Here is a 21,908-nt window from a genome sequence, read left to right as displayed (position 1 = left end):
TAAAACTTAAAAATTCAGACCGGGCGACAGCTTGGCCGGCATTTCCAATGCGCTGTTCTCGATCGAGGCGACCGGATAGGCGCAGTAGTCGGCCGCGTAATAGGCGCTCGGACGGTGGTTGCCCGACTTGCCGATGCCGCCGAACGGCGCCGTGCTGGCCGCGCCCGTGGTCGGACGGTTCCAGTTGATGATGCCGGCGCGCGCGCGCACCTGGAAGGTCTGCCACAGGGCAGGGTCGTCCGACAGCAGTGCCGCGGCCAGGCCGAATTCGGTGGCGTTGGCAACCTTCAGGGCCGCATCGAAATCGGCCACGCGGATCACTTGCAGCAGGGGGCCGAACCATTCTTCGTCGGGGATGCCCACGGCATCGGTGACGTCGACGATGCCGGCCGTCACAAAGCCCGCCTCGGGATTCAACTGGCGCATCTGCAGTAAGGTGGTGCCGCCCTTGGCCACCATGTCGGCCTGCGCCTGCACCAGGCGCGCGGCCACGGCACTCGATACCACTGGGCCCATGAAGGGCTGCGGCTGGGCATCGGACGCGCCGATGCCCAGTTTCGCCGCCACGTCCACCAGGCGCGCAACAAACGCGGCACCGGCTGCGTTGTCCTGCACCACCAGGCGGCGCGCGCAGGTGCAGCGCTGGCCGGCGGAGACAAAGGCGGAGAAGATCGCGTGATGCACGGCCGCATCCACGTCCTTGACATCCCACACGACGAGTGCATTGTTGCCACCCATTTCCAGCGCCAGCATCTTGCCCGGCTGGCCGCCGAACTGGCGGTGCAGGCTGATGCCCGTCTGGCAGGAACCCGTAAACAGCACGCCGTCGAGCAGGGCATTGGCGCCCAGGGCCACGCCCGTGTCGCGCCCGCCGTTGACGAGGTTGACGACGCCTTCCGGCAAACCGGCCTGCTGCCACAGCTGCACGGTCTTCACGGCCGTGCGCGGCGCATATTCGCTGGGTTTGAAGACGATGGTGTTACCGGCGATCAAGGCCGGCACGATGTGGCCGTTCGGCAGGTGGCCAGGGAAGTTATACGGGCCGAAGACGCCGAACACGCCATGCGGGCGGTGGCGCAGCACGGCGTCGCCATCGGCGATCTTGCTTTGCGTAATGCCCGTGCGCGCGTGGTACGACTGCACCGAGATATCGATCTTGTTGGCCATGGTGGCCACTTCCGTGCGCGATTCCCACAAGGGTTTACCCACTTCCTCCGAGATCAGCAGCGCCAGCGCTTCGGCGTGTTCCTTCAGCAGCTCGCGAAAGCGCACGCAGATGGCGATGCGCTCTTCGACGGGCGTGTCGGCCCACGCTTCAAAGGCGGCGCGCGCGGCCTGGCAAGCCTCTTCGACCAGTGTTGGCGTCGCTTCCAGGCTGGCCCAGGTCTGCTTGCCGTTCGACGGATCGATGGTAACGAGTTCGCGGCCCGTGCCTGGCAGCCAGGCGCCGTTGATGAAGTTCGATGCTGCGGTAGACGAATTAAACAGATTAGACATGGGGATGCTTCCTCGGGTTGAGTGACAGCGTGCGCACGGTGTCGCCATTGTGGCTACGCAGCAGATGCAGTTCAGCGTCATCGAGCGCGATCTTGCCGCTGTGCGGATTGGCGCTGGTGACGATCATGCGGAAATCTTTCAAGTCGGTGTTCGACACCAGGTAAGGCTCGGCCTGGGCGGCATCGCTGCAAGCGTCAGGGGCCGCCTCGGCATCGAGCACGGCGGGCATGCTGTCGCGCATGGCGCGCAGCTCGGAGACGCGCGCCTGCAGCACGGGACCGGCGTCGAAAATGTCAACATAGCCTTCGAAGTGCAAGCCTTCCTGTTCCAACAGGCGGCGCGCGGGCGCCGTGCTCAGATGCACCTTGCCGATGACTTCCTGCGCCTCGTCGGGCAAGTAGGCCACGTACATGGGCTGGCGCGGCATCAGTTCGGCGATGAAGGATTTTTTTCCCAGGCTCGTCAAGTCGTCGACGTGGTGGAAATCCATCTTGAAGAAGTGGCGGCCCAGGCCCTCGTAGAACGGCGAGCTGCCATCCGGCGCCTGGTAGCCGCGCATTTCCGCGATCAGTTTTTCCGTGAACAGGTGCGGGAACTGGGCGATGAAGAGAAAACGGCTTTTCGACAGCAGCTTGCCGTTGTTGCCGCTGCGGTAGTCGGGGTGCAAAAACAGCGAGCACAGTTCCGTGCTGCCCGTCAGGTCGTTCGACAGGTACAGCGTCTCCATGCGCGTAAACACATCGAGCTCGCGGCTCGAGTGCACCAGCGTGCCGATACGGTAGTTATAGAACGGCTCGTCCAGGCCCACGGCACCCTTGATGGCGCACACGCCGGCCAGGCGGCCCGTGTCGGTATCCTCCATGACGAACATGTAGTCGCGCTTTTCGGGCGGGATGGTTTCGGCGAACGAGGCGCAGGCGATGGCCAGGCGGTCGCCCAGCATTTTCATGTCCGGCTTGAGGGTGGTCATGCCCGTGCCGACCTGGCTGGCCAGGCCGTACAGGGCATCGAGGTCATTGGCGTTGATGGCGCGTACTACTAGCATAAAATGGACTCCCTTAGATACGCACGCAAATGACGCTGTCGCCTTCGGCCACGGCCAGCGCGTCGAGCAGCTCGGCCGGCAAGCCGACGCTGTCCTGCGCTTCGAGCGCATCGCAGGTGAAGGTCACGGCGCGGAAATTGCGCTCGGCGCCGGAAGCGATCGCGTAATTGACTTTCAAGCCAGTGCGGCTGGGCGTGACGCCGGCCACCACGCGGCGCGTGAGCGAGCCCGTAAACGAGCGCAGCGAATTCTTGTGCGCCTGCAGGATCGGGCCGCCATCGAAGATATCGATGTAATCGTCGGCTTCAAAGCCTTCTTCCGTCAGCAGGTTGAAGGCCAGTTCACCGCTCGGGTGGATCTGGCCCATGGCCGCCTGCGCGTCGCCGGGCAAGAGCGGCACATACACGGGGTAATGCGGCATCAGTTCGACGATCAGGGTGCGGTTGCGCGCACCGCCGATGACTTTCTCGGCGTCGAGGAAATCCATCTGGAAGAACTTGCGGCCCAGCGCATCCCAGAACGGCGACTGGCCGTTGGCGTCCGTGATGCCGGCCAGCGGCACGAAGAAACGGTCGCCGAAGCGGTGCGGCGCCAGCACGGCGAACAGCAGCCGCGCGCGCGACAGCAAAGCCGCTTCCAGGCCCGCCTGCTCCATGTTGCGCACATAGAAACCGGACAGCTGCGAGTACGCCGTCAGCTCGGAACACAGGGTCAGCGCATGCACGCTGTGGCTGATGTTCAGGTCGCGCGAAACTTGCTGGATGACGTCGTTGCGAAAGGAAAAATAGGTGCCGTTCGAGCCGGCCGAGGCGAAGATGGCGGCCGTGCCAAAGATGCTCTTCTCGGGCAGGGATTCCAGCACGAACAGATACGACTCTTCGCTGGGGATGTCGACATGGGCGGCAAACGAGGCGATGGAGCGCTCGACGGAGGCGGCGATTTTCTCGCGCGTCTTCGGCAGGGTATGGACACCCGGCATGGTTACCGCGGCCAGCGCTTCGAGGGCTGCAATATCCGCAATTTCTACCGGACGGACAACATACATGGGTACTCCTTCAATGCTGACAATGCTGGGGTAGAACCAAGCCGGCCCGCAGCAAAGCGGCGGGCCGGTGATCAAACAGGGAGCGGGGCTAGCTTCAGGCTTTCAGCAAGCCGTCGATGGCCACGCGGAGTAAACGGCCCGCTTCGGCGATCTGCTCGTCCGAAACGATCAGGGCCGGCGCCAGACGCACCACGTCCATGCCGGCGATCAGCACCATCAATCCTTGCGCTTCGGCGGCCTTCTGGATGTCTTTCGCGCGGCCTTTGTAGGCATCGCTGACCACCAAGCCCAGCAGCAAACCGCTGCCGCGCACGGCGGAGAACACTTGCGGGTAATCCGTGATCAGGCCTTGCAGCATGGCGATGGTGTTGACGCTGGCTTCCTTCACGCGCGCCAGGAAGGCTGGCGTGTTGATCGTTTCCAGCACGGTCAGCGCCACGGTGGCGGCCAGCGGATTGCCGCCGTAGGTGGTGCCGTGGGTGCCGACGGCCAGGGTCTGCGCCAGCGCGTCGGTGGTCAGCATGGCGCCGATCGGGTAGCCATTGCCCAGGGCCTTGGCGGCCGTCAGGATGTCCGGCGTGACGCCGTAGCCCATGTACGCGAACAACGCGCCAGTGCGGCCCATGCCGCACTGGACTTCGTCGAAAATCAACAGGGCACCGGTCTTGTCGCACAGGGCGCGCAGCTCCTTGAGGAATTCCGGATTACCCGGCACGACGCCGCCTTCGCCTTGCACCGGCTCGACGATCACGGCGCACACGTCATCGCCGATGGCGGCGCGCGCCGCTTCGATGTCGTTGTAGGCGATGTGGTCAATCGATGGCGGCAGCGGCTCGAAGCCTTCCGTGTACTTGGCCTGGCCGCCGACGGAGACCGTAAACAGGGTGCGGCCGTGGAAGGAGCTGAAGCAGGAAATGATGCGCGACTTGTGCGCGCCAAACTTGGTGTGGGCGTACTTGCGCGCCAGTTTCAGGGCCGCTTCATTGGCTTCCGCTCCCGAGTTGCAGAAAAAGGCGCGGTCGGCAAAGGTCGCTTCCGTCAGGGCCAGCGCCAGGCGCAGCACGGGTTCGTTGGTGTAGCCGTTGCCCAAATGCCACAAGCTGTTGATTTGCTTGGTCAGCACGTCGACCAGGGCCGGATGGCAGTGACCCAGGCTGTTGACGGCGATGCCGGAGGTGAAATCGAGGTAATGCTTGCCGGACTGGTCCCACAGATCCAGGCCGGCACCGCGCACGGGTACCATGGCAGCGGGAGCGTAGGTAGGAACCAGGACCTGGTCAAAGGTTTCCCGGCTGACTGGGCGAACGGTTACGGTCGAATCAAGCTTGGCATTCATAGCATTTCCCCATCAATATGTTAGGTACTCCGCAGCTACGACAGCTACGTGTGTACAGCATTATAAAAAGCGGGATGCTAAAACTCTTTTGAATCTGCGACAAGGATTTTCACAATTCATCACAGCCGGGCTTGCCTGAATCAAACAGGTGGCATGAGCTTTCTTTGCCGCTCTTCGCGCGGCGTATTGCCAAACAGGGTGCCAAACGCCGTGGAAAAATGCGAGCCGGAGGAAAAACCGCACATCAGGCCCACTTGTACGATGGAATAATGTGTATCAAGCAATAGTTGCCGGGAGCGTTGCAAGCGCAGCTCCAGGTAATAGCGCGACGGCAGGCTGCCCAGATATTGCTTGAACAGCCGCTCCAGCTGGCGCCGCGACAGGCCCACCAGGCTGGCGATATCGTCGGTCGACAGGGGTTCCTCGATATTGGCTTCCATCAAGGTCACCGCTTCGGACAGTTTCGGCTGCAGCACGCCGAAGCGCGCCTGCAGGGCCACGCGCTGGCGCTCTTCCTTGCCACGCACCTTGTCCACGCACAGCGCTTCCTTGACGAGCGCCTGCACGTCGGCGCCGAACACGGTCTCGATCAGGGTCAATGAAAAATCGATGCTGGCCGCGCCGCCGCAGCAAGTGATGTGGGGGCCGTCGATATCGAACAGGTGCGGCGTCAGGATGGCCCGTTCGGCCTTCGCTTCCGCGTCCGCATACAGGGCCCAGGGCAAGGCGATGCGCACGCCGTCCATGACGCCCGCGCCGGCCAGCCACAGCACGGCCGCGCCCACGCCGCCCCAGAACGGCGCCGAACGGCAGCGCTCGATCACCGCGCGGCACAGCTCGGCACGCAGCGGCGCTTCCGTCTCATCGGCCACCAGCAGCGCGATATGCCAGTTGCCGCCCTGCGCGGCCACTTGCTCGGGCGTACGCACGTCCAGCTGGAATGCTTCCGGCCCCAGCGCGCGGGCGCACAGCCGCAAGGGCTGCACCAGGCCGGCCCAGGTGATCGACTCGGCATCGCCGGCGTGCACCAGCAGCAGGCGCAAGGGTTTGTCGAGGCCGATACGGGAAAGATTAGCGAAAGACATCGGCGGGGCAGGATGGGAGCAAGGGCTGAGTTGCCCACATGATACCGGAGTTCCGCGCCATCGCAGCCCTCATGCAATAACGCGGCTGCGGTGGCGGAAAAAAGCGGGGCAGAAGGATATAATCACACCCCATGGGTGAACGATATTTAAAAAGTATCCGGCTGCTGGCCGAATGCATGCAGGGCTTCGAGCGGTTTTCTAGCGACTTCGTGCGCCAGTACGGCTTGACGCATGCGCAATTCGACATCATTGCCACACTCGGCAATACCTGCGGCATGTCCTACAAGGAGCTGGGCCAGAAAACCCTGATCACCAAGGGCACGTTGACGGGCGTGGTGGACCGCCTGGAACAAAAGGGGCTGGTGATACGGGAACGTTGTCCACGCGATAAGCGCTCCTACTACGTGCGCCTGAGCGACGCGGGTGAACAACTGTTCCAGGACGTGTTCCCCAAACTGAGCAGGCAAGGCCAGCACCTGTTTGCCACATATACGGACGACGACTTCAGTCGCCTGGAAACGACCCTGACGGGCCTGAAACAGGCTATTGCTAACGGTCACAGCTGACATTTCATCAAGCACAGACTCAGATTCAAACAAGACAAAGGAAACAAGTTGAAAACCTCATTGCTCGAAGGCAAAAAGCCCGCTCATTTCGATAAACACATCATCGGCAACCTGTTGCTCAACGCCAGCACGCCGGAACTGGTGCGCCAGGAAAAGCTGATCATCGGCGTGCGCAATGAAGACGGTGAAATCTACCGCCTGATCGGCGCTACCAAGCACAACAGCTTCATGAATGCCGTCGAGGAACTCTTCGACCTGGGCCTGACGGATGAACTGGAAGACAGCGACGAACTGGTCGAAGGCTGCGACGCGATCTTCAGCGAAGCTCTGTAGTAACGCTGAACAGGACCTGCTGCGCGGTGCGCGGTGCGCGCCTGCGATGCTCACCGTACTTGAGTACGGTTGCGCTTCTCGGCCACAAATCCCATCCGCTCGCGATGGTCCTGTCCAGCGCTGTGACGACCGTTGTCGTTAAAGAAAGGCACGCCACCGATATAGGGGCGTGCCTTTTTCCGTTTACGGGGTAGTTGCTTGCCTTTTGCTCGGCTGTTTGCGAAAAGATCACGGTTAAAAAGTTCCGTACGGAAATATTGCGAGTATAATTTTTTCAATGAACAGACTCGACGCCTTTAAAAGTATCGCTGCACTTGCCGGTCGCGGCGAGCTGACTTTCCCTGCCAATGTGGACGCTTCGCTCAAGCTGCAGCAGGCGCTGACCGATCCCGACTGCCATATCGAGGCGGCCGCCAAGCTGGTGCAGGCCGACCCGCTGCTGGCGGCGCGCACGGTGGCCATCGCCAATTCGGTGGCCTTCAACCGTTCCGGCAACGAAATCACCAGCGTGCGCAATGCCGTGCAGCGCCTCGGCGTGCGCACCCTGCAGTCCGTGGTGGCGTCGCTGATCGTGCGCCAGCTGGGCAGCACCATCACCGATCCCTTGCTGCAAGCCAAGGCCAACCAGCTGTGGGAACATACGGCCCATGTGGCGGCGCTGGCGCAGGTCATTGCGCGCCGCGTGACGAAGGTCGACCCCGATACGGCCCTGTTCGCGGGCATCATGCATGAGGTAGGCGGCTTTTACATGCTGTCGCGCGCAGCCGAGTTTCCCGGCATCCTGGACGGCGAACCGCAGGACTGGGTCGAACATGGCGAACAGGCCATCGGCCATGGCGTATTGACCAAGCTCAAGGTTCCGGAAGCCGTGATGCACGCCATCGCATCCCTGTGGGAAGGCTTGCGCGCCATCCCGCCCGAATCGCTGGGCGACACCCTGCTGCTGGCGAACGACCTGGCGCCCGTGGCCTCCCCCCTGAATGAAAGCCCGGCTGCCATCGCCGTACGCGCCGCCCGCGCCGCGCGCAGCATCGATTGCGTCATCGGCGAGAGCGCTACCCTGTCGAGCATCCTGGAAGAATCAGACGATGAAGTGCAGTCACTGCTGAAGGTGCTGGTGCACTAAGGAAGTATCTTCTTAGCAACCTCTGGCGGCGGCGCCGGTTTGACCGTCTCGACGATCAGCACGTGCTTGTCCACGGCCTTGCTCGACTGCTCCTGCCTGACGACTTGCATGGCAACGGCACGGGTACTCAACAGCGGTTTCGGATGGCGTGGCGTGAACATGGCATACCTGCTTGAGAATGGTGTGCGCCCCACTTGCATGGCACTTGCCAAATTTTCAAGTGCCTTGCCAACCGCCAGGCAAAAAAAACCCGCTCGAAAGCGGGTAAAGTCCAAAGCTAGGGATGTCCTGAAAGAGACAGCCCTATCTTATGCGTACCGCGGCGCCAGCTCCGTGCGTTGACACACTTAGCAGCCATATTTATCCGACTGCCAGTTCCACTTCCGTTTCCTGCCACGCACGCAACTGCCGCACGCGGGCAAACCAGACCTGGATATGGGCATACTGCGCCAGCGGCAGCCGCACCGCCTCGCTGTACATCAGCGGCGCGGCCACGGCGAAATCGGCCAGGCTCAGGGTATCGCCACAGAGCCAGTCGCACTGCGCCAGATGCGCATCGAGCACCACGGCGCATGCATGCAGCTCGTGCTCGCCGCGCGCCTCTTCCAGCGGGTCCGCCGGACCGCCACCCGTCATGCCCTTCCACGCCCGTTCCCAGGCCAGCACGGCAACGGCAGGAGAGAAATGCTGCGCCGCCCAGAACAGCCAGCGGTTGACGTCGGCGCGGGCCTGCGGCGCCGACGGGTACAGCGTCTGGCCCGGCACCTGTTCGGCCAGGTATTGCATGATGGCGCACGATTCCCACAGCAGAAAACCGCCATCGGCCAGCACGGGCAACTTGCCATTCGGATTCAGTTCGCCCAGGCGGCGGCGGTCATCCGCATTCATCAGGTCGACTTCTGCCAGCTCCAAAGGCAGGCCGAGGTGGATCGCCGTCATCAGGGCGCGGCGGGCATTCGAAGACATGGGGTGGTGGTACAGGCGCATGGTGGAAAACTCCGGTGAGTGAAGAAGCCACCATCGTAGTCGCCGTCACTGACAGTTTTTGTCAGGAGAAAAACTAGGATTCCGGGTCGATATCGTACATGTTGCGCCAGGTGGCGAGCAGGGCATGGCGGCGCGTGGCATAGCGCTCCGCATGCTGCTGCACGCTGGCGATGCGGTCGATGCGGAAATGGCGGTAGTCGCCGCGCAGTTCGCACCAGGCGGCCAGCAGGCGCTTGCCCTCGAAAAAGGCCAGGGCGAAGGGCCATACCGTGCGCAAGGTGGCGCTGCCGTGTTCGTCCTGGTAACCCAGCGTCAGTTTCTGTTCGTAGCGGATCGCCTCGCGCACCGGCTGCACGTAACGGTCGGCCGGCTGCGTGCCATCGGCGGGACGGCCCAGCGGCACCCACAGGCTGGTCTCAGCCATGCTGTCGCGCAGGTCGCGCGGCGAAGCGGCGGCGATCTTTGCCAGCGCCGCTTCGGCCGCCTGCGCCAGGCCCGCATCGCCCTGGCGGCGCACCCAGCGCGCCCCCAGCACCAGCGCCTCCAGTTCATCGGGTCCGAACATCAGCGGTGGTAAAAAGCTGCCACGGCGCAACACGTAGCCGACGCCAGCCTCGCCCTGCAACGGTGCGCCCAGCTCGGCCAGGGTCTGGATATCGCGGTAGATCGTGCGCTCGGATACGCCCAGCTGCTGCGCCAGCTGGGCGGCCGTGACGGGCACCCTCTTCGCGCGCATCGCGTCCATCAGCAGGAACAGGCGGCCGCTGCGGCTCATGGGCAGCCCGGCAAGGCCTGGTCGCCCATGACGAGCGCCGACAGGGCGGGCACGTACAGGTAGCCGGCGGGCTGCAGGCGCGCCGCGCGCGTGCCCTCGTCCACGCCGGCGATGCCGTAGCAGCGCTGCAGGCGTGCCGCGGCCGGCCACCAGAAGACGGCCGCCTCCTGGTCCGGGAAGCGCCGGCGCACCGTGTCCGCCTGCGCCGCCACCTGGCGGAAGTCGCGGTAGAAGGCGGGGGCGATGCCCATGTCGGCAGCAAACGCCGCTTCCAGCGCCGCCACGCTTGCCAGCTGTTGCGCCAGCGCCGCCGTTTCAACATCGAGGTCTTCGGCCGCCACGCCCGCCTCGACCAGGGTGCGGCGCATCTGTCCCTGGTCCGCCTGCGCACGCAGGAAGGCCGAGGCTTGCAAGGCCAGCACGGCATCGGCGGGGATGTCTTTGCGGCGCGCGGCGGGGAAGACGTACAGGGCGCAGCTGCCCGCGCATACGGTGTCGATGGCCATATCCCACTGCTGCTGGCGCAGGTAGCGCCCCAGCAGCATCGCCGCCTGCGGATCGCCGCCTTCGCTATTTACGCGCAGCATGGTGGTCGCCGGCGTGGCCAGCTGGCGCAGCTTGTCCACGTCGCCCTTCGCGATCGCGCCGCGCAGGGCGAGGCTGCCGGCGTCCACGCGGCTGACATCGGCCGCGGCCGCCAGCGTGCCGATGCCCGCCATGATGCCCATCAAGATAAAACGCTTCATCTTCATCCGTTACAAAAAAAAACGACCACCGCTAGGGTGATCGTTCTTCCATTCGTCATGCAACAGGCGGCGCTTACACCACGGCGCCGTCGGTTTCGTCTTTTTCCTTGACCGGCTTGATCAAGTCTTCGCGCTTGACGCCCAGCCACATGGCGATCGATGCCGCCACGAACACGGACGAGTAAATGCCGAAGCAGATACCGATGGTCAGCGCCAGGGCAAAGTGATGCAGGGTCTGGCCCCCGAAGACCAGCATCGACAGCACCATCATCTGGGTCGAGCCGTGGGTGATGATGGTACGCGAAATGGTGCTGGTGATCGCGCTGTCGATCACTTCATGCACGCTCGCCTTGCGCTGCTTGCGGAAGTTTTCGCGGATACGGTCAAAGATCACCACCGATTCGTTGACTGAGTAGCCCAGCACCGCCAGGATAGCCGCCAGCACCGTCAGCGAGAATTCCCACTGGAAGAAGGCGAAGAAGCCCAGGATGATCACCACGTCATGCAAGTTGGCGATAATCGCCGAGACGGCGTATTTCCACTCGAAGCGGATGGCCAGGTAAGCCATCACGCCCAGGATCACCATCACCAGCGCGTTCAAGCCGTTCTGCGCCAGTTCCTCGCCCACTTGCGGGCCGACGAATTCGACTTTTTGCAGCACCAGCGCTTCATTGCCGGCAGCGTCCATGCAGGCGCTCTTGATGACGTGCTCGCCCTTGTCGGTAACGGTATCGATGCCCTTGGTCGTGCCCTGCTCTACCTTGCACAGCGTTTCAAACACGCGTTGCGAAGTGTTCGCGGCAGTCACGCCCTTTTCCACCGGCAGGCGGATCATCACGTCGCGCGCCGTGTCGAAGCTGGTCACGCCCGGCTCTTCATAGCCCATCTTGATCAGGGTGCCGCGTATGCCTTCAAGGTTGGCCGCTTTCGGGTACTTCACCTCCATCACGGTGCCGCCCTTGAATTCCACGGACAGGTGCAAGCCCTTGTGGAACAGGAAGAAGACGGCGGCAAGGAAGGTCACGGCCGAAATCACGTTGAAAATCAACGCATGGCGCATGAAGGGAATATCTTTTTTGATCCGGAAAAATTCCATGAAATCCTCTGAGTTCTATTCTGTGCGTCCGGCGGCTGTGCCACCGGACGCTATCGCTGTTGACGCTATTGGCTAAGGCTGGACCGTCGCTTATTTGCTGGTGCCCGGCACCCACACCGTGCCGATCGACAAGGTCGTCAGCTTTTTCTTGCGGCCATACCAGAGGTTGACCACGCCGCGCGACACAAAGACGGAGGAGAACATCGAGGTCAGGATGCCCAGGCAATGCACGACGGCAAAGCCGCGCACCGGGCCGCTGCCGAAGGCCAGCAGCGCCAGGCCGACGATCAGGGTGGTCACGTTCGAGTCGAGAATCGTGGCCCAGGCGCGGTCGAAGCCGGCGGCGATCGCCGCTTGCGGCGTATTGCCGGCGCGCAGCTCTTCGCGGATACGTTCGTTGATCAAGACGTTGGCGTCGATCGCCATGCCCAGCGCCAGCGCGATAGCGGCGATACCTGGCAAGGTCAGGGTCACCTGGATCATCGACAGCAAGCCGATCAGCAACAACAGGTTAGATGCCAGGGCCAGCACGCTGAAAGCGCCGAACAGCATGTAGTAGGCGATCATGAAGATGGCGATGGCGATGAAGCCATACAAGGTCGAATGGAAGCCCTTGGCGATGTTTTCCGCGCCCAGTTGCGGTCCGATCGTGCGTTCCTCGATGACGGTCATCGGTGCCGACAGGGCGCCCGAGCGCAGCAGCAGCGCCAGTTCATTGGCGTTTTCCGCGCCGCCCATGCCGGTGATCTGGAAGCGCGAACCGAGTTCCTGCTGGATGGTCGCCACCGACAGCACTTCAGGCTTGCCCTTTTCAAACAGCACGATGGCCATGCGCTTGCCCACGCGTTCGCGCGTCGCTTCGCGCATCTTGCGTCCGCCGTCGCCGTTCAGGTCGATCGACACGGCCGCTTGCTGGTTCTGGTCGAAGCTGGCCGTGGCGCTGGAGATATAGTCGCCCGTCAGGATCACGTCTTTCGACAGCACGACAGGCACGCCTTTGCCAACGGTGAACAGTTCCGAATTGAACGGAATGGCGCTGGACAGTTCCGTGCCAGGCACGATGGTTTCATCGACCAGGCGCACTTCCAGGGTCGCCGTGCGGCCAATGATGGCTTTCGCGCGGGCCACGTCCTGCACGCCAGGCAATTGCACCACAATGCGGTCAGGACCTTGCTGCTGGATCAGCGGCTCGGTCAAGCCCAACTCGTTGACGCGCTTCGACAGGGTGGAAATATTTTGTTTCACGCCTTCATCGATGGTGGCTTTCAGGGCCGCCGGCTTCAGGGTGATGTTGAGTTTCAAATCGCTGCCTTCGCCCGCATCGGCGAACGCCAGCTCCGACATCTGGTCGGACAGTACCGTCCTGGCCTTCAGGCGCGTTTCCGCGTCGCGGAAGTTGATCTGCACGCTGTCGCCCACGCGGTCGATGCCGGCGTGGCGGATGTTCTTGTCGCGCAACACGCTGCGCGCGGCGGACTGGACGCCCTGGATTTTCTTGTTCAGTACGGCCTTGGCATCGACCTGCAGCAGGAAGTGCACGCCACCGCGCAAGTCCAGGCCCAGGAACATGGGCAAGGCATGCATTTTCTGCATCCACATCGGCGTATTCGCCTGCAGGTTGACCGTCACGATATACGCAGGGTCGCTGGCATCCGGGTTCAGGTCCTTTTCCAGCACCAGTTTCGCCTTGAACTGGGTATCGGGATCGGCGAAACGCACGCGCACGGAGGCGAGATTGCCGGCGCCATCCATGGTGACACCTTCCGACTTGACGTTCTCTTTCGTCAATATTTGATCGACTTGCGTCATCAGCTCGCTCGTCACTTTGACGGTCGACTTGCCGCTGGTTACTTGCAGCGCCGGTGATTCACCGAAATAGTTGGGCGCCGTATAGAGTGCGCCCAGCAATAAGGCGACGACGATGATGATGTATTTCCAGGCAGGATAGCGATTCATATTGATTCAGCGTTCAGTGTTGAGCGTCGGAGGCGTCGCGAGGGGCGGCGGATCACCGCCCCGGTCAGTCGCCACATGCGTGGCGACGGCGAGGAATTACAGCGCCTTCAGGGTGCCTTTAGGCAGCAGGGTGGTGATGGAGCTCTTTTGCACCGTGATTTCGGTGCCGCTGGCCACTTCGATGGTGACGTAAGCGTCCACTACCTTGACAACACGGCCCAGCATGCCGCCAGCGGTCACGACTTCGTCACCCTTGGTCAGCGCATCCATCATCGCCCGTTGTTCTTTGGCGCGTTTTTGCTGTGGGCGGATCATCAGGAAATACATGACCACAAACATCAATACCAGCGGCAGGAAGCTGGTCAGGTTGCCGCCGAGGCCGAGGGCATCGGTCGATTGCGCGTAAGCGTTGGAAATGAAAAACACGGTGACTCCAGTTCTAATCAGTTTGAAAAAACAGCGCTGTATTCTAGCATTGGCAAAAGGCCATCCCGGCAATTGCGGGCATGGCAGCTCCAAATGGGGCTAAAAAAGCATTATGCAATGCTTTATCGCCCCGTCCAAGCACCAATCTCGAAAACATCGGTTCACGGCTTCGCGGCCCGTAAACCTAAGCATTTCTTAAGTTCCCCGTGCGCGTTCCGCGTGGAATTGCAGGGTAAACGCGTGGAAACGGTCTTCATCGAGCGCTACACGCATCTGACGCATCAGGTCCAGGTAGTAATGCAGGTTGTGGATGGTGTTCAGGCGCGCGCCGAGGATTTCCTTGGAACGGTGCAGATGGTGCAGGTAAGCACGCGAGAAGTTGCGGCAGGCGTAGCAGCTGCACGTCTCGTCCAGCGGCGCCTGGTCTTCCTTGTACTTGGCGTTCTTGATCTTGATGTCGCCAAAACGGGTAAACAGCCAGCCATTGCGGGCATTGCGCGTCGGCATGACGCAGTCAAACATGTCGATGCCGTTCGATACGCCCGCCACCAGGTCTTCCGGCGTGCCCACGCCCATCAGGTAATGCGGCTTGTTGGCCGGCAGGCGCGGACCCACGTGGGCCAGCATGCGCATCATGTCTTCCTTCGGCTCGCCGACGGACAGGCCGCCGATGGCGATGCCGGGGAAGTCGATCTCTTCCAGCTTGGCCAGCGACTCGTCGCGCAGCATTTCGAACATGCCGCCCTGCACGATGCCGAACAGCGCGTTCGGGTTTTCGCCGCGGTGGAACTCGTCCTTCGAGCGCTGCGCCCAGCGCAAGGACATGCGCATGGACTTCGCCGCTTCCTCAATGGTGGCCGGGCGGCCGGCGATCTCGTACGGCGTGCATTCGTCGAACTGCATGACGATATCGGAATTCAAGACGCGCTGCACCTGCATCGACACTTCCGGCGAGAGGAACAATTTATCGCCGTTGATGGGCGAATTGAAATGCACGCCCTCTTCCGTGATCTTGCGCATGGCGCCCAGCGAAAACACCTGGAAACCGCCCGAATCCGTCAGGATCGGCTTGTTCCAGCCCATGAAACCATGCAAACCGCCGAATTTTTCCATGACGGTGTTGCCTGGACGCAACCACAAATGAAATGTGTTGCCCAGGATGATCTGCGCGTCGATCTCGTTCAGTTCCAGCGGCGACATGGCTTTCACGGAGCCGTAAGTGCCCACTGGCATGAAGATCGGCGTCTGCACGACACCATGGTTGAGTTTCAAGGTGCCGCGGCGTGCCTTGGTCAGGCCGCTCGTGTCGGTCTTGAGGAGAGTAAATTCCAGCATTCTTATTCTTTCACGGGAGTATTGAGGCTCAGCGGAGCGCGCGACTGCGTGGTGAGCAGCATCGCATCGCCATAGCTGAAGAAACGGTAGTTCTGCGCGATCGCATGCGCGTAGGCGCTGCGGATCGGTTCATAGCCGGCAAAGGCCGACACCAGCATCAGCAGGGTCGATTTCGGCAAATGGAAGTTGGTGATCAGGCGCGTCACCGTCTTGAAGGCATAGCCGGGCGTGATGAATAGGGCCGTATCGGCGCTGCCCGCCACCAGCCGGCCGCTTTGCGAGGCCGATTCCAGCGCGCGCAGGCTGGTCGTGCCGACAGCCACCACGTCGCGCCCGGCCAGCTGCGCGGCGCGCACGGCGTCGACGGTTTCCTGCGGCATGGTGTACCACTCGGTATGCATCTTGTGCTCGGACAGCACTTCCGTGCGCACGGGCTGGAAGGTGCCGGCGCCCACGTGCAGGGTCACATAGGCAAAGTTGACGCCCTTGGCCTTCAGCTGGTCGAGCAGGGCCTGGTCGAAATGCAGGCCCGCCGTCGGTGCGGCCACGGCGCCCGGCACCTTGTTGAACACGGTCTGGTAGCGCGTTTCGTCGAACTCGTCCGCATCGTGCTCGATGTAGGGCGGCAGCGGCAGGCGGCCATGCGCCTCGATCAGCTCGAACACATCGGCGTCGAAGTGCAGGGTAAAAAATTCGCCGGCGCGCTGGCCGACCGTGACGTCAAAGGCATCGGCCAGGCGGATGCGGCAACCTGGCGGCGGCGACTTCGAGGCGCGCACCTGGGCCAGCACGGTACGGTCGTCCAGGACACGCTCGACGAGCGCCTCGATCTTGCCGCCGCTTTCCTTGACGCCGAAGAAGCGCGCTTTCAGCACGCGCGTATCGTTCATCACCAGCAGGTCGCCCGCCTGCAACAGCCCGACGATGTCGGCGAACTGGCGGTCTACCAGGGCGTCGCGGTCCAGATGCAACAGGCGCGAGGCGCTGCGCTCGGCCAACGGAGTTTGCGCAATGTTTTCTTGCGGCAAATTAAAATCGAAATCGGAAAGCGAATACATGCGTTTTGCTTCAAAAGTACGTCAAAAATGATTAGGAGTGCGCAATGGAACATCTGGCACTATACTGTGCGCCTATACAGGCATTACAATAATCCGCCGCAACAACTATGACTGCGGTACGCACGGGGCGTGCCGGACAACCCTCTATTTTACGCTAGCGGCATAAAAACCTGCGCTATTGGCACCAAAACCTTGCATATGCCCGATCCAACACCCGATCTTCCTCCCGCAGCCAGGCCAGCCGCGAAGCCGAAAGCCGCCAAAAAAGTGGTCAGCACGGAAAGCCGGCTGGCCAAGCTGGGCTTGCGCACGGATATGGACCTGGTGCTGCACCTGCCGATGCGCTACGAGGACGAGACGAAGGTCTACACCATCCGCGACGCCTGCCTGCGCGGCGGCGAGTCGTGGCAGGTCGAGGGCATCGTCACCAAGTGCGAAGTCAATTTCAAGCCGCGCAAGCAGCTGCTGGTGACGATTGCCGACGAAACGGGCAATTTGCTGCTGCGTTTCATGAATTTCTACGGCAGCCAGGTCAAGCAGCTGGCCGAGGGCACGCGCGTGCGCGCGCGCGCCGAACTCAAACACGGCTTTTTCGGCGCCGAGATGGTGCACCCGACGTACAAGGTCGTCAACGAGGGCGCGCCGCTGCCCACGGCGCTGACGCCCGTGTACCCGTCCGGCGAAGGCCTGTCGCAGCACGTGCTGCGGCGCGAGATCGCCGACGCCATGCGCCGCATCGACTGGCAGGATACCTTGCCCGATGATCTGCTGCGAGAGATGCGGCTGTCGCCGTTCCGCGCCGCGGTGCACCTGCTGCACTATCCGCCGCAGGACATCGACGAAAGCGCGCTGACGGACCGCTCGCACCCGGCCTGGGTGCGCATGAAGTTCGATGAGCTGCTGGCGCAGCAGCTGTCGCTGAAACGCGCCCAGCGCGCGCGCCGCTCGAAAGGCGCGGCCTCCCTGCCCGTCGTCGGCAAACTCTCCGAATCCTTCGGCGCCGCCCTGCCCTTCAAGCTGACGGGCGCGCAGGCGCGCGTGCTCGAGGAAATCCGCGCCGACCTGCGCCAGCCGTATCCGATGCAGCGCCTGCTGCAGGGCGACGTCGGCAGCGGCAAGACGGTAGTGGCGGCGTTATCCGCCACGCAGGCCATCGACAGCGGCTACCAGGCCGCGCTGATGGCGCCCACGGAAATCCTGGCCGAGCAGCACTTCCGCAAGATCGCCGCCTGGATGGAGCCGCTGGGCGTGAAGGTGGCGTGGCTGACGGGCAGCCTTAAGAAAAGGGAAAAGACGGCGGCGCTGGCCCTGATCGAATCGGGCGAGGCGCAGCTGGTGATCGGCACGCATGCGCTGATCCAGGACAACGTGCTGTTTGCCAAACTGGGCCTGGTGATCGTCGACGAGCAGCACCGCTTCGGCGTGGGCCAGCGCCTGACCCTGCGCAACAAGGGCGACAGCGCGGCCGTGCCGCACCAGCTGATGATGTCGGCCACGCCGATCCCGCGCACCCTGGCCATGACCTATTACGCAGACCTGGAAGTGTCGGTGATCGACGAACTGCCGCCTGGGCGCAGTCCCATCGTCACGCGCGCCATCGACCAGAACCGGCGCGACGAAGTCATCGCCCGCGTGTACGCGGCCGCGCTGGAAGGCCGGCAAGTGTACTGGGTCTGTCCGCTGATCGAGGAATCGGAAGCGCTGCAGCTGCAGACGGCCACCGACACCTACATGATGCTGGCCGAAGCCCTGCCCGCGCTGCAGGTGGGCCTCGTGCACGGCCGCCTGAAGCCGGCGGAAAAGCAGGAAGTGATGGACGCTTTCATCGCCGGCCATATCCACGTGCTGGTGGCCACCACCGTCATCGAGGTGGGCGTGGACGTGCCGAATGCCTCGCTGATGGTGATCGAACATGCCGAGCGTTTCGGCCTGTCGCAGCTGCACCAGCTGCGCGGGCGCGTGGGGCGCGGCTCGGCGGCCAGCGTCTGCCTGCTGTTGTACCAGGGCCCGCTGGGGGGCGTGGCGCGCCAGCGCCTGATGACCATGCGCGAGACGACGGACGGTTTTGAAATCGCCCGTCGCGACCTGGAAATCCGCGGCCCCGGCGAATTCCTCGGCGCGCGCCAGTCCGGCCAGGCCATGCTGCGCTTCGCCGACCTGGAAACGGATCAATGGTTGGTCGATCAGGCCCGCGACGTGGCGCACGACCTGCTGCACGCCACCACGGCGGCTGCCGCAGCCACCGTGGAAGCGCATCTGGCGCGCTGGCTCGGTGGCAAAGAGGAATTCCTGAAGGTGTAAAGCCCGGCACCCTACATGCACATCCAGAAGCGGTTCGCCAGGTCCAGCATGAAGTCGGGCCGCAGATAGGCCAGGAAGACGAGGCCCAACAGCGCGGCGCCGGCCAGGCGCCACAGCCACGTGCGCCAGCTGCCCATTACGCGGCCACCGCCGTGCGCTTGACGGCGCGCTCGTCGATGGGCAGGTTGATCAGCGCGGCCAGCAGGCCCAGGCCGATGGTGATCAACCACACGACGTGATACGTGCCCTGGTACTCGTACAGGTAGCCGCCCAGCCACGCGCCCAGAAAACTGCCGACCTGATGCGAGAAGAACACCATCCCGGCCAGCATCGACAGGTGCTTCACGCCGAAGATGCCGGCGATGATGCCGTTCGTCAGCGGCACCGTCGACAGCCACAGCACGCCCATGCCGGCGGCGAACAGGTACACCGACCATGCCGACAAGGGCGCCAGCAGGAACAGCGTGATGACTACCGCGCGCGCCACGTAGATGGCAGACAGCAGGTGGCGCTTGGCGATCTTGCCACCGAGCTTGCCCGCGTAGTAGGAGCCGACGATGTTGAACAGGCCGATCAGGGCCAACGCCGTGACGGCGATGTTCGGATTCATCAGGCCCTGGTCCTTCAGGTAGGCCGGCAAATGCACGCCGATGAAGACCAGCTGGAAGCCGCAGACGAAATACCCTGCCAGCAGCAGCCAGAACGACCGGTTGCCGACGGCTTCGCTGAAGGCGGCGCCCACGCTTTGCTGCGGGCCGCCGGCATGCGAGACAGGCGGCTCGCGCAGGTAAAACGCCATCGGGATCATGGCCAGCAGCACCAGCGCGGCCAACACATAGAAGGCGTTTTGCCAGCCTACGGCGGAAATCAGTTGCTGCTCCACCGGCATCATCAGGAACTGGCCGAAGGAGCCGGCGGCCGAGGAAATGCCGAAGGCCCACGAGCGCTGCTCGGGCGGCGCGCTGCGGCCGATGATGCCGCTGATGGCGCCAAAGGCCGTGCAGGCCAGCGCCAGGCCGATGAAGATGCCGGAACCGGCGATGAACAGGGCCGGCTGCGTCACCAGCGCCATCCACACGAGGCCCGCCATGTAGCTGATGGCGCCGACGATGACGACGCGCATGGTGCCGAAGCGGTCGGCCGCCATGCCGGCAAACGGTCCGAAAACGCCCCACATCAGGTTTTGCATGGCCAGCGCCAGCGAATAGGTTTCGCGCGTCCAGCCATTGGCTTGTGAAATAGGCTGCATCCAGAAGCCCAGGCCGTGACGCACGCCCATCGCCAGGGTCAGCACGACGCCGCTGGCGATGAGGACGGTTTTCAGGCTGGGACGCGATGAGTGCAATGTCATGGGAGTTCTCATGCCTTGTCGGCGCTGTACACCAGGCCTATCTGGCCGCGCATGGTGTCGAGATTCGTCATCAGCGCCACGCTGTCCGCGTGCGGCATGAGGGGGCTTTCCAACAGGCCGGCGCGGATGCAGCGCATCGCTTCGATCGCCTCGTGCGCGTAGCCATTGCCCAGGTAAGGCGCGAGCACGACGCGGCGCTCGCCATCCATGAACTCGACGACCAGGTGATCGGGCCTGTAAAACCGGTTGGGCAGGCGAATGCGGCCCAGGCTGCCGGAAATGGTCATTTCCGTGGGCGTCAGTGCGCGCAGGCTGCAGGCGCAGGACGAGGTACCGCCGCCCGCATGGCGCAGCGAGAACACCACCTGCTCATCGACGCCGGTGGCGCCCATCTCGGCCAGCGCCTGCACCTGCGCTACGGGGCCGAGGAAGAAGGCGGCCATCGACAGCGGATAGATGCCCACGTCGAGCAGCGCGCCGCCGCCGAGTTCCGCATTGAACATGCGGTGCTCGGGCGGGAAACTGGCGACGAAGCCGATATCGGCCTGCACCTGCTGCAGCACGCCGATTTCGCCGCTGGCGATGATGCGCCGGGCTTCCAGCACGGCGGGCAGGAAACGGCTCCACATGGCTTCCATCAAAAACAGCTTTTTCTCGCGCGCCAGGTCGACCACGGCCTGCGCCTGGCGCGCGTTCATGGTGAACGGCTTTTCGCAGACGACGTGCTTGCCGGCGGCCAAACACATCAAGGCATTTTCCGCATGCAGGGTATGCGGCGTGGCGATGTAGATGACGTCCACGCCAGCATCATCGGCCAGCGCCTGGTAGGAGCCATGACAACGTGCGATGCCGAATTCGGCGCCGAATGCCTGCGCGCCGGTGGCGCTGCGCGAAGCGACCGCGACCAGTTGCGCACCTGGCGCGTCGCGCAGGCCTTCGGCCATCGCGCGGGCGATCTTGCCAGTGCCGAGGATACCCCAGCGAGTTACCTTATCCATGCCTGTCTCTCTCATTCTCTCAGGCCGCTGTGCGGCATTGTTTAATTTGAGGGCTTGCGTTTCGGCCGGAACACCGCCGCATCATCATAAAAATCGTCGTCCTGGCCCTCGCACCAGCCGGGCAAGCCGAGTACCGGCAATGGCGTGAAGTCCGCCGTGGTAAGCCCTTGCTGCGCCAGGTCCTGCGCCACGCGCGCGTCAAGCCAGGAGCGCCTGGCGACATCATCCAGGGTGAAATAGGCATCGCCGGCAAAGATCACGCGCGTGTGCGCCGTGATGGCCTTGCGCGGCGCCACCAGTTTTTCCATCAGCGCGTGGCCGAACAGCCAGACTTCGGCGTCGCCGCCCGCGCCAAATTTCTCGCGCTGCGCGATAAACACGCTGCGCCAGTCGTGCCCGCGCAAGGCCGCTTCCAGCGCCCGCCCCGCATCGCTGTCGCGCAGCACCAGCAGGGCGGAATTTTCGTCAAAGATCGTCGCGCCATCACGTGCCGGGCCGCGCGATTTGCCCACGCCGGACAGGGCGATCTGCGCCGCCTGCAGCGCATTCAGCTGCCGCTTGATAAGGGGAAAGGTCAGCCACACGAGCGCATTGAAAAAATCGTGCAGATTGTCGCGCGTGGGCACGCCGCCCGTGGCGCCGATGAACTCCTCGTAGGCCACGCCTTCGGGCAGGTCCGCTTGCGGCACGAAGCACAGCGGCAGGCCGGACGGGTTGCGCAAGTCCAGCGCCCGCGCCCGTCCGTTCAGGGCGGCAATCACCGTATCGCGCTGCAGATCCAGCTGCCGTCGCGCCGGCAGCACCGTGGCATACCAGGGGCGGCTCCAGTCTATCGATGGCAGCATG

22 protein-coding genes are annotated in these 21,908 nt (G+C 63.3%); 4 read left to right on the top strand and 18 right to left on the bottom strand.

The genetic code is table 11. The features are described 5' to 3' along the window. Positions 1-6: 6 nt before the first annotated feature. The 5 genes from astD to AC07VL_RS04665 form a co-directional block, all read right to left on the bottom strand. On the bottom strand, positions 7-1,497 hold the full coding sequence (astD, locus tag AC07VL_RS04685; protein WP_494804807.1) for a succinylglutamate-semialdehyde dehydrogenase: 1,491 nt from the start codon (positions 1,495-1,497) through the stop codon (positions 7-9). Beyond that, positions 1,490-2,542, bottom strand: coding sequence for an arginine N-succinyltransferase (gene astA, locus AC07VL_RS04680; protein ID WP_494804806.1), 1,053 nt, complete (start codon positions 2,540-2,542; stop codon positions 1,490-1,492). Before astA ends, astD begins: the two co-directional genes overlap by 8 nt. A 13-nt stretch (positions 2,543-2,555) precedes the next feature. Continuing rightward, positions 2,556-3,587, bottom strand: coding sequence for an arginine N-succinyltransferase (locus tag AC07VL_RS04675; RefSeq protein ID WP_494804805.1), 1,032 nt, complete (start codon positions 3,585-3,587; stop codon positions 2,556-2,558). 94 nt (positions 3,588-3,681) lie between these two features. Next, positions 3,682-4,923 carry an acetylornithine/succinylornithine family transaminase gene (gene astC, locus AC07VL_RS04670; RefSeq protein WP_494804804.1) on the bottom strand — a complete coding sequence of 414 codons (1,242 nt, stop codon included), beginning with the start codon at positions 4,921-4,923 and terminating at the stop codon, positions 3,682-3,684. Between the two features lie 140 nt (positions 4,924-5,063). Then, positions 5,064-6,008 (bottom strand): GlxA family transcriptional regulator, encoded by a 945-nt coding sequence (locus tag AC07VL_RS04665; RefSeq protein ID WP_494804803.1) that lies wholly within the window; start codon positions 6,006-6,008, stop codon positions 5,064-5,066. A 131-nt stretch (positions 6,009-6,139) separates the two neighbouring features. Here AC07VL_RS04665 and AC07VL_RS04660 point away from each other — a divergent pair, with 131 nt between their 5' ends. The 3 genes from AC07VL_RS04660 (at position 6,140) to AC07VL_RS04650 (ending at position 8,033) form a co-directional block, all read left to right on the top strand. Beyond that, the gene (locus AC07VL_RS04660; RefSeq protein ID WP_494804802.1) at positions 6,140-6,574 is read left to right on the top strand and encodes a MarR family winged helix-turn-helix transcriptional regulator; all 435 of its coding nucleotides are present in this window, start codon (positions 6,140-6,142) and stop codon (positions 6,572-6,574) included. Between the two features lie 48 nt (positions 6,575-6,622). Continuing rightward, positions 6,623-6,907 carry a hypothetical protein gene (locus tag AC07VL_RS04655; protein ID WP_215403557.1) on the top strand — a complete coding sequence of 95 codons (285 nt, stop codon included), beginning with the start codon at positions 6,623-6,625 and terminating at the stop codon, positions 6,905-6,907. Positions 6,908-7,184: 277 nt separating this feature from the next. Then, complete coding sequence (locus tag AC07VL_RS04650; RefSeq protein WP_494804801.1) at positions 7,185-8,033, top strand: HDOD domain-containing protein; 849 nt, start codon at positions 7,185-7,187, stop codon at positions 8,031-8,033. On the opposite strand, the gene AC07VL_RS04645 is transcribed toward AC07VL_RS04650, so the two are convergent. The 9 genes from AC07VL_RS04645 to queA form a co-directional block, all read right to left on the bottom strand. Continuing rightward, positions 8,030-8,194, bottom strand: coding sequence for a hypothetical protein (locus AC07VL_RS04645; protein ID WP_494804800.1), 165 nt, complete (start codon positions 8,192-8,194; stop codon positions 8,030-8,032). The two genes, AC07VL_RS04650 and AC07VL_RS04645, sit on opposite strands and share 4 nt — an antisense overlap. A 199-nt stretch (positions 8,195-8,393) precedes the next feature. Continuing rightward, positions 8,394-9,020, bottom strand: a complete 627-nt coding sequence (locus AC07VL_RS04640) for a glutathione S-transferase family protein (protein ID WP_494804799.1) — start codon at positions 9,018-9,020, stop codon at positions 8,394-8,396. Between the two features lie 73 nt (positions 9,021-9,093). Next, a complete protein-coding gene (locus AC07VL_RS04635; RefSeq protein WP_494804798.1) occupies positions 9,094-9,795 on the bottom strand; it encodes a helix-turn-helix transcriptional regulator in 702 nt (233 codons plus the stop codon). Then, positions 9,792-10,541, bottom strand: coding sequence for a hypothetical protein (locus tag AC07VL_RS04630; protein WP_494804797.1), 750 nt, complete (start codon positions 10,539-10,541; stop codon positions 9,792-9,794). Before AC07VL_RS04630 ends, AC07VL_RS04635 begins: the two co-directional genes overlap by 4 nt. Before the next feature lie 73 nt (positions 10,542-10,614). Beyond that, positions 10,615-11,637, bottom strand: a complete 1,023-nt coding sequence (secF, locus tag AC07VL_RS04625) for a protein translocase subunit SecF (protein ID WP_494804796.1) — start codon at positions 11,635-11,637, stop codon at positions 10,615-10,617. Positions 11,638-11,727: 90 nt separating this feature from the next. Next, positions 11,728-13,593: a protein translocase subunit SecD gene (gene secD / locus AC07VL_RS04620; RefSeq protein ID WP_494804795.1), complete on the bottom strand. Its 1,866-nt coding sequence runs from the start codon at positions 13,591-13,593 to the stop codon at positions 11,728-11,730. Positions 13,594-13,689: 96 nt separating this feature from the next. Further along, the gene (gene yajC / locus AC07VL_RS04615) at positions 13,690-14,019 is read right to left on the bottom strand and encodes a preprotein translocase subunit YajC (RefSeq protein WP_494804794.1); all 330 of its coding nucleotides are present in this window, start codon (positions 14,017-14,019) and stop codon (positions 13,690-13,692) included. 195 nt (positions 14,020-14,214) lie between these two features. Continuing rightward, on the bottom strand, positions 14,215-15,354 hold the full coding sequence (gene tgt, locus AC07VL_RS04610) for a tRNA guanosine(34) transglycosylase Tgt (protein WP_131373266.1): 1,140 nt from the start codon (positions 15,352-15,354) through the stop codon (positions 14,215-14,217). A 2-nt stretch (positions 15,355-15,356) separates the two neighbouring features. Then, complete coding sequence (gene queA / locus AC07VL_RS04605) at positions 15,357-16,412, bottom strand: tRNA preQ1(34) S-adenosylmethionine ribosyltransferase-isomerase QueA (protein WP_494804793.1); 1,056 nt, start codon at positions 16,410-16,412, stop codon at positions 15,357-15,359. Between the two features lie 198 nt (positions 16,413-16,610). Here queA and recG point away from each other — a divergent pair, with 198 nt between their 5' ends. Continuing rightward, complete coding sequence (gene recG / locus AC07VL_RS04600) at positions 16,611-18,713, top strand: ATP-dependent DNA helicase RecG (protein WP_494804792.1); 2,103 nt, start codon at positions 16,611-16,613, stop codon at positions 18,711-18,713. Positions 18,714-18,724: 11 nt separating this feature from the next. Here recG and AC07VL_RS04595 read toward each other — a convergent pair whose 3' ends face one another. From AC07VL_RS04595 to AC07VL_RS04580, 4 genes are read right to left on the bottom strand one after another with little or no spacing between them, the layout of a single operon-like run. Continuing rightward, positions 18,725-18,850, bottom strand: coding sequence for a hypothetical protein (locus AC07VL_RS04595; RefSeq protein ID WP_494804791.1), 126 nt, complete (start codon positions 18,848-18,850; stop codon positions 18,725-18,727). Then, a complete protein-coding gene (locus AC07VL_RS04590; protein WP_494804790.1) occupies positions 18,850-20,064 on the bottom strand; it encodes an MFS transporter in 1,215 nt (404 codons plus the stop codon). Before AC07VL_RS04590 ends, AC07VL_RS04595 begins: the two co-directional genes overlap by 1 nt. 8 nt (positions 20,065-20,072) lie before the next feature. Beyond that, a complete protein-coding gene (locus AC07VL_RS04585) occupies positions 20,073-21,062 on the bottom strand; it encodes a Gfo/Idh/MocA family protein (protein WP_494804789.1) in 990 nt (329 codons plus the stop codon). 41 nt (positions 21,063-21,103) lie between these two features. Next, the gene (locus AC07VL_RS04580; RefSeq protein ID WP_494804788.1) at positions 21,104-21,907 is read right to left on the bottom strand and encodes a DUF3025 domain-containing protein; all 804 of its coding nucleotides are present in this window, start codon (positions 21,905-21,907) and stop codon (positions 21,104-21,106) included. Position 21,908: the final 1 nt, after the last annotated feature.

It is taken from the genome of Janthinobacterium sp. GW821-FHT03C08 (assembly GCF_059420905.1).
This window is presented reverse-complemented; position numbering and strand designations above follow the sequence as displayed.